Annotated in this window: 14 protein-coding genes and 1 pseudogene; 6 read left to right on the top strand and 9 right to left on the bottom strand. The window is 55.3% G+C overall.

Annotated features, from left to right (window positions below):
* Positions 1 to 10 precede the first annotated feature (10 nt).
* Positions 11 to 802 (bottom strand): transporter substrate-binding domain-containing protein, encoded by a 792-nt coding sequence (locus GRH90_RS13435; protein ID WP_162366467.1) that lies wholly within the window; start codon positions 800 to 802, stop codon positions 11 to 13.
* A 1003-nt stretch (positions 803 to 1805) separates the two neighbouring features.
* Between GRH90_RS13435 and GRH90_RS13430 the strand changes: the two genes are divergently transcribed.
* Complete coding sequence (locus GRH90_RS13430; protein WP_162366466.1) at positions 1806 to 2114, top strand: hypothetical protein; 309 nt, start codon at positions 1806 to 1808, stop codon at positions 2112 to 2114.
* A 403-nt stretch (positions 2115 to 2517) separates the two neighbouring features.
* Here the strand turns inward: GRH90_RS13430 and GRH90_RS13425 are convergent, their stop codons facing one another.
* On the bottom strand, positions 2518 to 3354 hold the full coding sequence (locus tag GRH90_RS13425; protein ID WP_162366465.1) for a MurR/RpiR family transcriptional regulator: 837 nt from the start codon (positions 3352 to 3354) through the stop codon (positions 2518 to 2520).
* A gap of 146 nt (positions 3355 to 3500) precedes the next feature.
* On the opposite strand from GRH90_RS13425, the gene GRH90_RS13420 reads away from it, so the two are divergent.
* The 3 genes from GRH90_RS13420 to GRH90_RS13410 are packed head-to-tail and all read left to right on the top strand — an operon-like array spanning position 3501 to position 6705.
* Positions 3501 to 5087 (top strand): gamma-glutamyltransferase family protein, encoded by a 1587-nt coding sequence (locus tag GRH90_RS13420; protein WP_162366464.1) that lies wholly within the window; start codon positions 3501 to 3503, stop codon positions 5085 to 5087.
* 23 nt (positions 5088 to 5110) lie between these two features.
* Positions 5111 to 5305 (top strand): oxalurate catabolism protein HpxX, encoded by a 195-nt coding sequence (gene hpxX / locus GRH90_RS13415; RefSeq protein WP_162366463.1) that lies wholly within the window; start codon positions 5111 to 5113, stop codon positions 5303 to 5305.
* Positions 5302 to 6705, top strand: a complete 1404-nt coding sequence (locus GRH90_RS13410) for an AtzE family amidohydrolase (RefSeq protein ID WP_178113149.1) — start codon at positions 5302 to 5304, stop codon at positions 6703 to 6705. Before hpxX ends, GRH90_RS13410 begins: the two co-directional genes overlap by 4 nt.
* A gap of 159 nt (positions 6706 to 6864) precedes the next feature.
* On the opposite strand, the gene GRH90_RS13405 is transcribed toward GRH90_RS13410, so the two are convergent.
* Together GRH90_RS13405 and GRH90_RS13400 are read right to left on the bottom strand one after the other, a co-directional pair.
* Positions 6865 to 7650: an aspartate/glutamate racemase family protein gene (locus tag GRH90_RS13405; protein WP_162366462.1), complete on the bottom strand. Its 786-nt coding sequence runs from the start codon at positions 7648 to 7650 to the stop codon at positions 6865 to 6867.
* A 115-nt stretch (positions 7651 to 7765) separates the two neighbouring features.
* Positions 7766 to 8482 carry a GntR family transcriptional regulator gene (locus GRH90_RS13400; RefSeq protein ID WP_162366461.1) on the bottom strand — a complete coding sequence of 239 codons (717 nt, stop codon included), beginning with the start codon at positions 8480 to 8482 and terminating at the stop codon, positions 7766 to 7768.
* Between the two features lie 176 nt (positions 8483 to 8658).
* Between GRH90_RS13400 and GRH90_RS13395 the strand changes: the two genes are divergently transcribed.
* Positions 8659 to 10155, top strand: a complete 1497-nt coding sequence (locus GRH90_RS13395) for an NCS1 family nucleobase:cation symporter-1 (RefSeq protein ID WP_162366460.1) — start codon at positions 8659 to 8661, stop codon at positions 10153 to 10155.
* Between the two features lie 67 nt (positions 10156 to 10222).
* Here GRH90_RS13395 and GRH90_RS13390 read toward each other — a convergent pair whose 3' ends face one another.
* The 4 genes from GRH90_RS13390 to GRH90_RS13375 form a co-directional block, all read right to left on the bottom strand.
* Entirely contained in the window at positions 10223 to 10840 is a 618-nt protein-coding gene (locus GRH90_RS13390) for a hypothetical protein (protein ID WP_162366459.1), read from the bottom strand.
* Positions 10840 to 11022, bottom strand: a complete 183-nt coding sequence (locus GRH90_RS13385; protein ID WP_162366458.1) for a hypothetical protein — start codon at positions 11020 to 11022, stop codon at positions 10840 to 10842. Before GRH90_RS13385 ends, GRH90_RS13390 begins: the two co-directional genes overlap by 1 nt.
* A 276-nt stretch (positions 11023 to 11298) precedes the next feature.
* A complete protein-coding gene (locus tag GRH90_RS13380; RefSeq protein WP_162366457.1) occupies positions 11299 to 12270 on the bottom strand; it encodes a bifunctional helix-turn-helix transcriptional regulator/GNAT family N-acetyltransferase in 972 nt (323 codons plus the stop codon).
* Between the two features lie 124 nt (positions 12271 to 12394).
* Positions 12395 to 12781 carry an ester cyclase gene (locus GRH90_RS13375; protein WP_162366456.1) on the bottom strand — a complete coding sequence of 129 codons (387 nt, stop codon included), beginning with the start codon at positions 12779 to 12781 and terminating at the stop codon, positions 12395 to 12397.
* Between the two features lie 39 nt (positions 12782 to 12820).
* Between GRH90_RS13375 and GRH90_RS13370 the strand changes: the two genes are divergently transcribed.
* Complete coding sequence (locus tag GRH90_RS13370) at positions 12821 to 13297, top strand: AraC family transcriptional regulator (protein ID WP_162366455.1); 477 nt, start codon at positions 12821 to 12823, stop codon at positions 13295 to 13297.
* Between the two features lie 32 nt (positions 13298 to 13329).
* On the opposite strand, the pseudogene GRH90_RS26250 reads toward GRH90_RS13370, so the two are convergent.
* Positions 13330 to 13470 (bottom strand): annotated as a pseudogene (locus GRH90_RS26250) (transposase DNA-binding-containing protein); the annotation flags it as partial.
* Positions 13471 to 13513 lie beyond the last annotated feature (43 nt).

The following is a 13513-nucleotide window of genomic DNA, read 5'->3' as shown; positions in this document are numbered from 1 at the left end:
CGCCAGGTCCTCAGGCGCCCAGGTCGGCCGGCAGCGGCGCTTTCATCCATTTTTCGGACAGGCGGTTAAGGGTGTTGTCCTTAAGCGCTTCGCCGATCAGGGCGTCAACTTTCTCTTTCAGCGCCGGTTCATCCTTGCGCAGGCCGACATAACAAGGCGAGTCCTTAAGCATAAATTTCGCCGCCGGCGCCTTGTCCGGATTCTGGCGGGCAATGGCGCTGACCACCAGATTGCCGGTCGCCACATACTGCACCTGGCCGGACATATAGGCGGACAGCGTGGTGTTGTTGTCTTCATAACGTTTGATCTGCGCATCCTTCGGCGCCAGTTCGGTCAACACCATATCCTCGACCGCGCCACGGGTGACCCCCACCGTTTTACCGCCCAGCTCGGCCGGCGCCTTCAGCGCATCGTCCCTAGGCCCAAAAACACCGAGGAAAAACGGCGCGTAAGCGCGGCTGAAATCGATGGTTTTTTCACGCTCGGCGTTTTTACCCAAACTGGAAATCACCAGATCGACCTTATCCGTTTGCAGATAAGGCACCCGGTTGGCGCTGGTCACCGGCACCAATTGCAATTTCAGCTTCATTTTATCAGCCAGATAATGCGCCATGTCGATATCGTAACCCTGGGGTTGCAGGTCGGTGCCGACCGACCCAAAAGGCGGGAAATCCTGCGGAATGGCCACCCGCAGCACGCCCCGCTGCTGGATTTGCTGTAACTGATCGGCCATGGCCGCGCCGGCCTGGGTCAACAACAGGGCCGCGCCCGCCAGGGCAATAAGCTGTTTTCTGATATTCATGGTCGGTTCCCGAGGTGAAGTTATGAAACAAATGATTCTCTATTTAGACAACTGCAACTAATGTGCCAACTGAAACCATTGGGTCACTTGAGGGACGGACAGCGGCCAATGGCTTGCAGGGCGATGGTTGGCAATGGAATAGCAGTTTATTGGCAAAGGAATAATCATCTCTTTGGTGTAAATTTATCGCACCATTATTGAGCAACCGCACCGCGACGATGCGCAGGTTTCATTAGGGCCTCATCGCTTCGCGTTCCTCATCAGCATAAAACCATGTAAGATATTGATTTAATTATAAAATTTTATAGAAATATAATCATATTCCCTTGATCACAAAGCTTACCGCTTGAAAATACACATATAGACGTGGGCGGTTCGATCGATCCGCCAACAGGCTCACTGCCGGTTTTCATCGTACTATCAGGCGGTCTCTAAAACGTGGGGTAATAAAATTTTTTGTTTTAAGGCGAGTCCGATAGTGATCATTTGAATAGACTTCTAATTATTTAATAATATTTATAATAGTTAAACCAAAGTTGAGGCGGGATGTTAGAAGCCACTAAATAATTTTCAGTATAAAAGAGTAGCAACATGGCACTCATCTTACCGTTCCATCTACAACAAACTGAGATAAAACGCAGGTAAACAGTGTTAAAAATAATTATAAACTTCAGAAACAAGATAAATAAAATGGCTGTTTTAACGTGCATTCATAAATTTTCAACTGTGATTATAAAATTTATAGTTTTCAATGCCTAAGTCTTTTCTTAGGAAAATTCTCGCAACAATCACTTTATTTATAAGCATTTTCTTAAAAATTAAAATTACACTGCCTTATTTATAAAGTGATGATTGAATTTTTAATTTCCCAAGTGTAGACTAAATTCGTAATGTTTCTTTAACAAAAGAAATTAAAGATCAAAACAACATTCCCTCTTTTTTTGCAACTATAAATTTTTATATAAGGTTGCGTTTTTAAATAAGATACAGCAAGGAATAAAAAGTGAATAAATCAATTACTCTTGCCTCATTGGTATTTTTTATCATGTTTTCTTCTGGCTGTGCTTATTTTAGCGGCAGCCCGGGGGAAAAGCCTTCTGATACCTCACCCAAAATTTCCACACCTCCTGGTCAAAAACAGTATTGGAATAATGCGAGTTTATTTGGACCTGTACCAAATAATCTGAAAAAAGAGGGGGATAAAAAATGTGCTATGGATGGAAATGGAGAAGCAATTGGTTATCATCCCCGGCCTAAAAAGTATGATGGCAGCTATTTTTCCGGGCCGGGATATTTGTGCTTAATGATATAAATAAATTTTCATAAAAAACAATATTCATCTAATGATCGGCTATTTCTCTGGAATTTACAGGGCCACTCAGGCCTTTTTCCTTTACTATTTTAGCACCCGAATTTCTTTTCCGCTAATCCCGGAAAAAAGCCGTGAGAGGGTCGAACGAAGAAATAGGAAATAATAGTGTCATTGATATTTGCTTGATTTTTAGTCATTTTATACCCAGATGATTGACAAAAAAACGCCGGTTTCCTGAGATGTTTTCTCTCACAGTGGTATCCTTCCACTACAAAACCGTATGCAGATACCGCAAGTTTGAATTGTCTGGAAATTTTCTTTCATATAATTTTTGTGCGTCAAAATTCTGCATTTTTCAGTATTTAACCAACACTCTTAGCACGGATTTTTAATCGATTGGCCCTCACATCCCTAATTCACCAAGCTCGCCATACCAGTGCGCGATAGCATGGATGCGCTGCCGTCCTTGGGCCAAGGCATCGTGCAGCAAGGCGTTGCTGATGAGGTTTACCAGGCTCATGGCCGAAGAGTAGGAATCAAAGGCCGATACGCTGTCCAGCGAAGCGGCAAAATGCCAACGCGCCAGTGGAATAAGCGCCTGCGCCTGGGGTTCGCTTATCAGCAACACCGGCACGCCGTTATTTTTAAGCTGCAATAATAGCGGTCGGATTTGCGGCGTGCGCCGGCGAAACGCCACCACCACCACCATATCTGCGCCGGTCAGATCCACCGTCTCTTCGGCCAGGGTCTGCCCCGGCTGCGGCAGCAGGCTCACCTGCCCGCGCACCTGCAACAGCTGCTGGCGCAGGTGCATCGCCACCGGATAGCTGTTGCGCAAGCCCACCAGGCAAAGGCGCCGGGCGTCGGTCATCGCCGTTATCACCTCGGAGAAGCACGCGCCGTCCAACCGGTTGACCCAGTAGGTCAGGTTGGCCATTTCCTGCTTGTAATGCCGCGACAACAGCGTGTTGCCCTGCACCGCGTCGCGACTGTCGGTCAACGGCATCCCGCTTTGGCGCAGCACCCGCAGTTCGTCGCGCATCTGGCGGTAGCTTTCATAACCCAGACGCTTGAACAGCCGGCTGACGGTAGCCTTGGAGACGCCGCTTAAGCGCGACAGCTCCGCGCTGTTATAACCGATCAGATCGTCAAAATGATCGAGGATAAATCCGGCGACCCGCTGCTCCTGCGGCGAAAGCTGCGCATAGCTAGCGCGCAGGCGCTCATCAAACTGCTTCATATCCCCTTCCCGGCTGCAACCTTCGTTTCATGTTACCCTAACATATCCTGCCGTGGTGCAGGCAAATGAATCTTGCTGAGCAGGTTGGAACGCCTCTTGCTTAACAGTTGCCAGACTTTGCCCGTTAACCAGAGATATTGACCACTATGATCAACAGTAGCATGGCGCCGATGGGCATGGCGGTAACGCCGCATCATCTTGCCAGTGAAAGCGCGCTCGCCGTCCTGCGCGCGGGCGGCAACGCCATCGAGGCGATAGTGGCCGCCGCCGCTTCCATCGCGGTGGTTTATCCGCATATGAACGGACTCGGCGGCGATGGCTTTTGGCTTATCGTGCCGCCGCGCGGCGATCCCATTGCCATCGACGCCGGCGGGCCAGCGGGTTCGCTGGCGACGCCCGCATTTTACCGGGATCAGACGCGTATCCCCCATCGCGGCGTAAAATCGGCGCTGACGGTGGCGGGCACGGTGGCCGGCTGGGCGGAAGCGCTGGCCCTGTCGGCGGAGATGGGATATCCGGGGCTGCCGTTGTCCCGACTGCTGGCGGATGCCATTCGTTATGCCGCCGACGGCATGCCGCTTTCGTTATCGCAGGAGCAGGCCTCCCGCGCTAAATTTACCGAACTGGCTGGCCGCGCGGATTTTGCCCGGCTGTTTTTCCCCCACGGCGAAATCCCGCTGGCCGGCAGCCGGTTTACCCAGCCACGGCTGGCCGCCACCCTGATCAACCTGGCGGAACAGGGACTGGACAGTTTTTACCGTGGTCCGATAGCGGCCGGCATGGCGCGGGAGATGGCGGATATAGGCATGCCGGTCACCGCCGCGGATTTGGCCGCCTTCCGCGCCAAACGACGTACCCCGCTGCGCCTGGCGCATGGCAAAGGCGAACTGTTCAACCTGACGCCGCCTACCCAGGGGCTGGTCTCGCTGGCGATCCTGGGCATTACCGATCGGCTGTCCATGGCCGGGCAATCGGAAAGCCAGACCATACATCGCATCGTCGAGGCCACCAAACTGGCATTCGCGCTGCGCGATGAGTTTATTACCGACCCCGCGCACATGGCCCGCGATCCCCAGTCCCTGCTGACGGCGGGCTTCCTCGACGGGCTGGCGCGCCGGATAGATGTCGAACGGGCCGCGTCCTGGGGCAGCCAACTGGCGCCGGGGGATACGGTTTGGATGGGCGCCGTCGACAGCAGCGGGCTGGCGGTCTCCTTTATCCAGAGTATTTATCATGAATTCGGCAGCGGCGTGGTATTGCCCGAAAGCGGTATATTATGGCAAAACCGCGGCGCGTCGTTCAGTCTCGATCCCGGACATTTATGGGCGCTCAAACCGGGCAAATACCCGTTCCATACGCTCAATCCCGCCGCCGCAAGGCTGCATGACGGCCGCACCCTGGTCTACGGCTCCATGGGCGGCGACGGCCAGCCGCAGACCCAGGCGGCGATCTTTGTCCGCCATATTATGCAGGGCATGCCGCTGCAACAGGCCATCAGCGCGCCGCGCTGGCTGCTGGGACGCACCTGGGGACAAACCACCGATACCCTGAAGCTTGAAGGGCGATTTAGCCCGGCCATCTTTGACGCCCTGCGCGCGCTCGGCCACGAGGTGGAGACCCTACCGGACTTCAGTGAATCCACGGGACACGCCGGGGCGATAGTGCGCCATACCAACGGTATGCTGGAAGGGGCGTTCGACCCGCGCAGCAACGGCAGCGCCGCCGGCTTTTAATCATCTTTAACCCGGAGAACGCGATGAATACTCCATTAGTACCGGCCGATTGGACGGCTTATATCCGGCAGATGGAAAGCATGCTGGAACTTGAACTCGACGACGCCAGACGCGAAGCGCTGCTGGCGCAGTTTACCCGCATCGCCGCCATGGCTGGCCCGTTGATGGCCTTCCCGCTGGATGACCGGCTGGACGTGGCGGGGGTATATAAGGCATGAATATCGACACCCTCGCGTCGTTGTCCATCGCGGAGATTACCGGCTCGCTGGCCGCGGGCGAGGTATCGGCCCGTGATATTGCCCGCGCCACCCTCGACGCTATCGACGCCGCCAATCCGGCGCTGAACGCCTGGACGCACGTCACGGCAAATCGGATGTTAAACGAAGCCGACGCGCTGGATACATTGCGGCAACGCCACGCCCCCCTGCCGCCGTTGGCCGGCGTGCCTTACGGCGTAAAAAACCTGTTTGACGTAGCGGGCGAGACCACGCTTGCCGGCGCCAGCCTGTACAGCGAACGCCCTCCCGCGCGCCAGGACGCCTGGGCGGTGGCAAAGCTGGCCGGCAGCGGCGCCATGCTGTCCGGCATGCTGAATATGGATGCCTACGCGTATGGTTTTACCACCGAAAACAGTCATTATGGCGTGACCCGTAATCCCCGCGACCTGACGCGCATCGCCGGCGGATCGTCCGGTGGCTCGGCCGCCGCGGTGGCCGCCGGGCTGGTGAAGTTTTCCCTGGGCAGCGACACCAACGGATCGATCAGGGTGCCGTCGTCCCTGTGCGGCATCCTGGGTTTAAAACCGACCTTCGGCCGGCTGTCGCGCAGCGGCACGCATCCGTTTGTCGCCAGTTTGGATCATATCGGGCCGATGGCGCTTTGCTGCGAAGATCTCAGCGCGGTCTATGACGCCTTGCTGGGTATTGACCGCGAGGATGGATTCCAGGCCGACCGGCCGACCGGCCCGACCCTGCCGCTGCTGGGCCGGGGACAGGAGGGACTGCGCTGCGCCGTGTTGGGCGGCTATTTCCGCGACTGGTGCGACGCGGAAACCACCCATGCGCTGGACACCGTCGCCCGGGCGCTGGAAGCCGGCGACGAGGCGATATTCCCCGACGCGGCGCTCGCCCGCTCCGCGGCCTTTATCCTCAGCGCGTCGGAGGGAGGCAACCGCTACCTGCCGGCGTTACGGCGGGAGCCGGAAAGGTTTGAACCCCTATCGCGCGAGCGCCTGCTGGCCGGGGCGATGATCCCCTCCGCGTGGTACATCCAGGCGCAGCGTTTGCGCCGTTATCTGCGGGAGCAGATCCAGCCGTTATTTCAACACTGGGATATTTTGCTGGCGCCGGCCACGCCCTGTAGCGCAACGCTTATCGGCCAGGAAAATTTCACCATCAACGGCCAGGAATTACCGGTGCGCGCCAGCATGGGCATGCTGACCCAGCCGATATCGTTCCTGGGCCTGCCGGTGGTCACCGTACCGGTCAATAGCTTAGGCGGCATGCCGGTCGGCCTGCAGCTTATCGCCCCGCCGTGGCGTGAAGATCTCTGCTTGCGCGCCGCCAGGGCGCTGGAGCAGAGCGGCGTGGTTAAGGTGACCACGGCCCGCGTGAAATGAATACGGCGAGCGCCGCGGATCCGCGCGGGGGGCATGCAGTCCCGGCGAGGTTAATGCATGCTCATGGCAGGCGCAGGCGCGGCAATGTAAAGCATGTGCATGGCCGGAGCAGGCGCGGATACCGCGAGCGTCCCGGCTGTTAAATGCCCGGCCAGCGCCTTATTTTGGCTGGGTGTGCTGGAGTTGGGTGTATTGGGGCCGGGTGTAGTGGTTTAGCCCGCTAAAGCGGCCGCTGATTTCTTTTTGCACCGGGTAGTTGAGATCGCCGTATTTACTGGTGGACAGCCCCATGGCATAAAGGGACTCGATCAGCTTGATGGCGGCGCTGACGCCGTCTATCACCGGCAGTTGCAGCTCGCGGGTAAGCTCACCCGCCAGATCGGCCATGCCGGCGCACCCCAGCACGATAGCGCCGATGTCGTCGTCGCGCTTGGCCTGGATACATTGTTCACGCACCTGCTGCTGCGCCAGCCCCGACGCATCCTCAAGCGCCAGCACCGGTAAATCGATGGCGCGCAGCCGCGCGCAGTGACGCTCAAAACCATAGTGGTGCAATAGATGTCGGGCTATGGTCAGGGTGCGCGGCAGGGTGGTGACCACCGAAAAACGGGTCGCCACCAGGGTCGCCATATGCATTGCCGCCTCGGCAATGCCGACCACCGGCGCGCCGGCCAGCTCACGCGCCGCCAGCAGGCCCGGATCGCCGAAACAGGCGATGACATGCCCGTTCACGCCCTGTCCGCGCCCCTGTTTAACCAGTTGCAGCACCCCCATGGTCGCCACCGCTTCGTCGAAATGTCCTTCCACCGAAGGCACGCCCTCCGCCGGACAGACCGCCACGATCTCGGTGCCCGGCGCGGCGACAAGGCGCGCCGCCCCCTGGATCCGTTCGGTCATGGCTATGCTGGTATTGGGATTGATTAATTGTATACAACAAGCGGCCATAATCGCGGCTCCTTTCTACGCCTGTGCCGAATATACGGCGATGTTTACCCGGTTGCGCCTTGGGCGGGCGGACATGTATTCCCCGTCCCGCCCAAGGCAAAAACCGGACACATTGCTACCCTTTTATCGCCGGCGAGAACAGGCGCGTAAAGTCCGGCGTGGTTTCGCCGCTGCGCTCGAAATGAAGATTCGCCATGATGTCGTCGAAATGTTGTTCCATCTGATGCACCAGCGGCCCGGCGGCGCCCGCTTGTAGCAGCGCGACCAGCTGTTGATGATCATGACAGCGGCAGCCCTGCTGCCACGGCGCGCCATAGGCGGCGATCACCAGCGAGGAGCGCAGGGTCAGTTGCGATACCATTTGCGTCAGCACCTCATTGCCGGAAATGGCCTGCAATTGCACATGAAACAGCGCGGAGAGCCGGATGGCGGTGGCGCCGTCCCGCTCTTCGTGCGCCCTGGCCTCCCCCGCCAGCAGATCCTCCAGCGCGCTGATATGCACCGCCTCACATTTCTCCACTACCCGCGGTAAATTCGCGCACTCCAGCATGCAACGGGTCACCAGCACGTTACGGGCCTCATCCACTCCCGGCGTAACCACCTGCGCACCGCGTTTGGGCGTAAGCCGGATCAAATGCACCGCCGCAAGGCGTTGCAGCACTTTGCGAATGCCGGTACGGCTGATGCCGAATGCCGCCGCCAGCGCCTCTTCGGGTAATTTACTGCCGGGAGGCAACTGATGTTCGACGATGGCTTTCACTACCGCGTGGTAAATCTCATCGTCCTTATCCTGCGAAAATATAGTGCTTTTTAGCCCGTACCAACTGGACATTGACAACTCCTGTATACTATTTTTATCTGTTACCGTATACCAAAATTAAAATTTAAGTATACATATATTGTCATATTGGCCTGGATCCTGCAATTCACTACCCGGTAATAAATAAATAGTTGCTTAGCAAATTAGTAAGCCAACAGCCAAGGGTAGTGATAAGAGGAGCACATTTCATGCCAAATAATCACCAGGTAACCGATAGCATTGGATCCATCGATCACAGCCAGTATAGCCCCAAGCTCTGCAACGAGGATTTAGCCCCCACCCGACAGCAGGACTGGAGTTGGTACAATATCTTTTCATTTTGGATGTCGGACGTGCACAGCATGGGCGGCTACGTGGTGGCCGCGAGCTTTTTCACCCTGGGGCTGGCAAGCTGGCAGGTATTGTTATGTCTGCTGCTCGGTATCTGCATCGTGCAAATCTGCGCCAATCTGGTGGCGAAACCCAGCCAGATGGCAGGGGTGCCCTATGCGGTGATCTGCCGCCAGGCGTTCGGCGTGTTCGGCGCCAATATCCCGGCGGTGATCCGCGGGCTGATCGCCTTTGCCTGGTACGGCATCCAGACCTATCTGGCGGCTAACGCGCTGATGCTGGTGCTGCTGAAATTCGCGCCATCATTACAGCCGCTGACCCAAAGCCATTGGCTGGGACTGTCCACGCTGGGATGGATATGCTTTGGCGTGATGTGGGTGCTGCAGGCGATGGTGTTCTGGCACGGCATGAGCGCCATCAAGAAGTTTATCGATTTTGCCGGCCCGGCGGTGTATGTCGTGATGCTGGCGCTGGCCGGCTGGATCCTGTACCAGACCGGCCTAAGCAATATCTCCTTTACCCTGAGCAGCAAATCCTTGACCACCGGCCAGCAGGCCTGGGAAATGCTGACCGCGGTGGCGCTGGTGGTGTCCTATTTTTCAGGACCGCTGCTGAACTTCGGTGATTTCTCCCGCTATGGTAAAAGCATGGATGAGATCCGCCGTGGCAATCGCTGGGGCCTGCCGTTTAACTTCCTGCTGTTTTCCATTGTCACCGTGGTGATCGTCTCCGGCACCCAAAGCCTGTTCGGCCAGATGATTACCGATCCGATTGAAACCGTCAGCCGGGTCGGCAGCAGCGTGGCGGTGGCGCTGGGCCTGCTGACCATGATTATCGCCACGATCGGCATCAATATCGTGGCGAACTTTGTCTCGCCGGCGTTCGACTTTTCCAACTGCTCGCCGCAGAAAATCAGCTTCCGCACCGGCGGCATGATCGCGGCGGTGGGTTCGGTGCTGCTGACGCCGTGGAATCTGTTCCAGTCGCCGGAGCTGATCCATTATACGCTGGATGTGCTCGGCGCCTTTATCGGTCCGCTGTTCGGCATCCTGATTGCCGATTTCTATGTAATCAAGCGCGGCAAGGTATCGGTGGACGACCTGTTTAACGCCACCCCGTCGGGCCGTTACTGGTACAACAACGGCTTTAATCCCAAGGCGATCATGGCCCTGGTGCCGGCGGTGCTGATAGGCCTGGCGATAAGTTTCACCCCCGGCCTGCATCAGGTGGCGAACTTCAGCTGGTTTATCGGGGTATTTTTGGGCGCCGGCTGCTATCGCTATCTGGCGCGCCGCGATATCGTGGCCAGCACCGCCATGAATTACGCGGGCCTGGCGTCGGCGCCGAAAGAGTAAGCATCCGCGGAGAAATGCATACCCTGGACCTGATAAAATCCGGGGTTGATTATCAGCCGGTGGAGGATCATAAAAAACTGTCTTGATGATATCCCATATCTTTATTGCGCGGCAAAAAAATGCCCTTTATGCAATTTGGATTTATGACAGCTATTTGGATGTGATTTTGCTCCCGGAAACCGGCGTTGGGGTAGAGTTCCTTTCCTTCCCAAAATGCGGCTCTGACAGTATCGAATTTACTTCCCTCAAACTTGGCCTTGTTATGGGCCCATCGAATAACCGCGCAATCGAGCTCGCGTTTTTTGAAATCAGTATCTTTAGAAATGAAAGACTGATTGGATGGTAGGAATTTTTTTTCTTTCCTGACATCTTCCTTAAAATTTTCATACATAAGCGCTAAATGATCTAAGTGCTTCTGGTTAAGAAGATCCAGGCAGTTACCTAAATCAATCACAGCACCCAAAACAAAAGGTCTTTTTACCGTTGAAGATCCGCGTCTGCTTGTTTCATCAGCATACTGTTTAGCCCGTTCAAAATTATTCTCCCAAAAATAGGTGCCGTCACCTAACCAATCATAATTATTTTTACTTACTTTGAAATATCTTTTACCATTTAATATTTCAAAAGCTATATTTTCGTCTGTTCCATGGAAACCATATACAAAAGAGGTTTTGGTGTTGTACATTATAAAACCGTCGGTTTTCCGTTAGCTCTATCCCTGGCAATGGTTTCCTCAGAAAAGAAACCTTCCTTATAATAGCCTTCTTCATCAATGATATGCGCATCACGAAGCAGTTTTATCCGCTCCGCGCGCGTCATGGTTTTAGACCTTTCCATTATTCTTCGGCCCAACTCTTCGATATCCATTATTTATCTCCTTGAATTGACGTCTACCTGACCATTTTGATTCTACCCTATCCGCCGGGATTTATACAATAAGCGCCATGTAAATATCAGCTTTTGGCCAACACTATAAATAAGAGAAGAGTATTAATGAAAATTATTTAATTTAAAATAACTATTATTTTGACGTCATGCTTATTTATCGGTTTTAGTTAATCTTCCCGCTAATTCTTACGCCGCTATTATTACCTGAAGTAAAGACCGGAGGGTTAATCCTGATAAAAAAGAGGATCCGTTTATTCAGGAAATATTCCCGCTCGCATTACAGGGGCGTATAAACCGCTGCTCGACCATTTCCTTACCCCATTGCCGGCCGGGGAATTCCTCGGCCAGGACAAAACCGAACGACTCATAGAGGCGCCGCGCCGCATCCAGCCCCCTGAACGTCCACAGCTGGGTGGCGGTAAACGCCCGGCGATCGCAAAACGCCAGTGCCTCCCGCAGCAATCGCCGGCCGACGCCCGCGCCACGCAGGCCATCGTCAACGATGAACCAGCGCAGATGGGCCTGGCGGTCGGCCAGATCCTCGCCGTCGATGGCCACCGAACCCACGATGCGATCGCCATCAACCGCGGTCCATAATTGATTGGCGGGATGGTCCAGCCTGGCGGTGAATTCGGCCAGGCCGCCGGCAACCTTGCCTTCAAAGTACCGGCCGAAACCCGCGTGGCGCGCATAAAAACGCGCATGCATTTCCACGATGCGGCCGATAACGGCGGGTTGATAACCGGTCCCGATGCGTACCGGCGCGACGGCCCGCTCCGGCGGGCCCTGCCGGTGAGACGTTAATGACCGGGCATAGATTGCCAAACCCCGGGCCACGGCCCGCCGCTCTGCCGGTTGCATGCGATCCAACGCCGCGCTCACCCGCCGCCGCGCAAAGGTTTCGATGGCGGCCCGGGTATGCTGGCCCTGCGCGGTTAAGGCCAGGAGTTTAACGCGTCTATCTTCAGCGCCGGCAGTCTCTTTCAGTTCACCCGCATTGATCAGCTTGCGCACCATACGGCTCACGCTGGACTTTTCCAGGCCCAGCAGTTCGCTAAGCTGTGCCGCAGCCATCCGGCCCCGCGCGCCAATTTCCAGAATGGCATGCACGGCGGATGGCGCGTAGTTCGTAGCCGCCAGGGTTGACTGCATAAAACCCAGTTCGCGCACCATCTGACGCGAGGCCGCGCGGATACCATCAATCAGCGGAAGGTTATGATCTGCCATAAGTCGCCCACAGATATAGTTGCATAATACAACTTATTATATGGCCGCTCCATGGCCGCTGTCCAGAGTGACGGTGGATTAAGATAGCGCTGCTAAAACCTGTAACGCCATTAGGCTTTAATCGTTAAAGCTGGGCTTCGATGGCTGCTTTATCTATAACCGACCATACTTGCCAAATTTTCCCTGCCTGGAATTCATAAAAAACATTCTCGTTGAAGGAAACCCGCTTCCCATTTACCGGCAGTCCAAGAAACTGCCCCTTGGGGGCACAGTCGAATTTCAGCCGGCTCGCTATATAAGGCGCATCGGAAATCAATAGTTCAACAGCGAAATAAAGATCGGGGATTTCAGCAAAGTCGCGCTCCAGCATCGCGCGATAGCCTGATAACCCGATCCGCTGGCCGTTGTAATGCACGTCATCATGAACGAACCGTTTCAGCGTTGGCCAATCCTGCTGATTAAGGCAGGCAATGTACGCACGATAGACGTCGGAGAGATCGGTGTTAATCATGGCAATGATTCCTCTCATTCTGCAATAAGGTAGCGCAGGGTGGAATTCCGCTCCCCTGGTAAAATCCCGGCAATCGGTTTGGTTGCCCCCGCATTTGCCGCTGCCCCCCGTCCGACATCGATTCAGCGCGATCGGCCGGGTGTGCGCGAACTCGCGCCGCCAATATCCTACCTGTATGAACCCAGCCTCTCATTGATCGTCCGCGGCCGCAAGAGGATGACCTTGGGAGATATGACCTACATCTATGATGAGTCGCGTTTTTTGCTGACATCGGTGAATCTTCCGACCGTCACCGAAGTGCTTCAGGCAAGCGACGATACCCCCTATATTTCATTGCTTATGCGGCTGTATTTACCTCTGGCTCGCCGGTTGATAGCGGACATTGAGCAGCAAAATACCCCTTTGCCGGTTAAAGGCACGGGCATGGCCACCAGCCCGGCAACGCCTGAACTTTTTGCAGGTGGTCCCTGTAACAGGTGCGGCTCATCAATCCTGTCGCTGGAAAGAAACCGATAAGCGGCTTTTGTCGCTGCACGATCCCGGCAGGAAAAAGGAAGGCTGTTGCCCATCCCGCGCCAGAGTTTTTGCAACAAAGATTTAAAGCGACTGGCATGGCGGCGATCGCTAAACACAGAACAATTAATTTCCTCATCTAGCCATGAAAGCAAAACTTGTTCCTGATTAACCATTGTTCAGCCATCAATGAAAATAACTTTATCCGATTATCCTTAT

The sequence above is a fragment of the Acerihabitans arboris genome (genome assembly GCF_010131535.1).
GTDB lineage: Bacteria > Pseudomonadota > Gammaproteobacteria > Enterobacterales > Enterobacteriaceae > Acerihabitans > Acerihabitans arboris.
Note: the sequence above shows the minus strand (reverse complement) of the source record. Positions and strands in the feature narration are given on the sequence as shown.

Coding starts and splice junctions, on each gene's coding strand:
- GRH90_RS13435 (WP_162366467.1), bottom strand. CDS start 802: ATGAATATCAGAAAACAGCTTATTGCCCTGGCGGGCGCGGCCCTGTTG.
- GRH90_RS13425 (WP_162366465.1), bottom strand. CDS start 3,354: ATGAAGCAGTTTGATGAGCGCCTGCGCGCTAGCTATGCGCAGCTTTCG.
- GRH90_RS13420 (WP_162366464.1), top strand. CDS start 3,501: ATGATCAACAGTAGCATGGCGCCGATGGGCATGGCGGTAACGCCGCAT.
- hpxX (WP_162366463.1), top strand. CDS start 5,111: ATGAATACTCCATTAGTACCGGCCGATTGGACGGCTTATATCCGGCAG.
- GRH90_RS13410 (WP_178113149.1), top strand. CDS start 5,302: ATGAATATCGACACCCTCGCGTCGTTGTCCATCGCGGAGATTACCGGC.
- GRH90_RS13405 (WP_162366462.1), bottom strand. CDS start 7,650: ATGGCCGCTTGTTGTATACAATTAATCAATCCCAATACCAGCATAGCC.
- GRH90_RS13400 (WP_162366461.1), bottom strand. CDS start 8,482: ATGTCCAGTTGGTACGGGCTAAAAAGCACTATATTTTCGCAGGATAAG.
- GRH90_RS13395 (WP_162366460.1), top strand. CDS start 8,659: ATGCCAAATAATCACCAGGTAACCGATAGCATTGGATCCATCGATCAC.
- GRH90_RS13390 (WP_162366459.1), bottom strand. CDS start 10,840: ATGTACAACACCAAAACCTCTTTTGTATATGGTTTCCATGGAACAGAC.
- GRH90_RS13385 (WP_162366458.1), bottom strand. CDS start 11,022: ATGGATATCGAAGAGTTGGGCCGAAGAATAATGGAAAGGTCTAAAACC.
- GRH90_RS13380 (WP_162366457.1), bottom strand. CDS start 12,270: ATGGCAGATCATAACCTTCCGCTGATTGATGGTATCCGCGCGGCCTCG.
- GRH90_RS13375 (WP_162366456.1), bottom strand. CDS start 12,781: ATGATTAACACCGATCTCTCCGACGTCTATCGTGCGTACATTGCCTGC.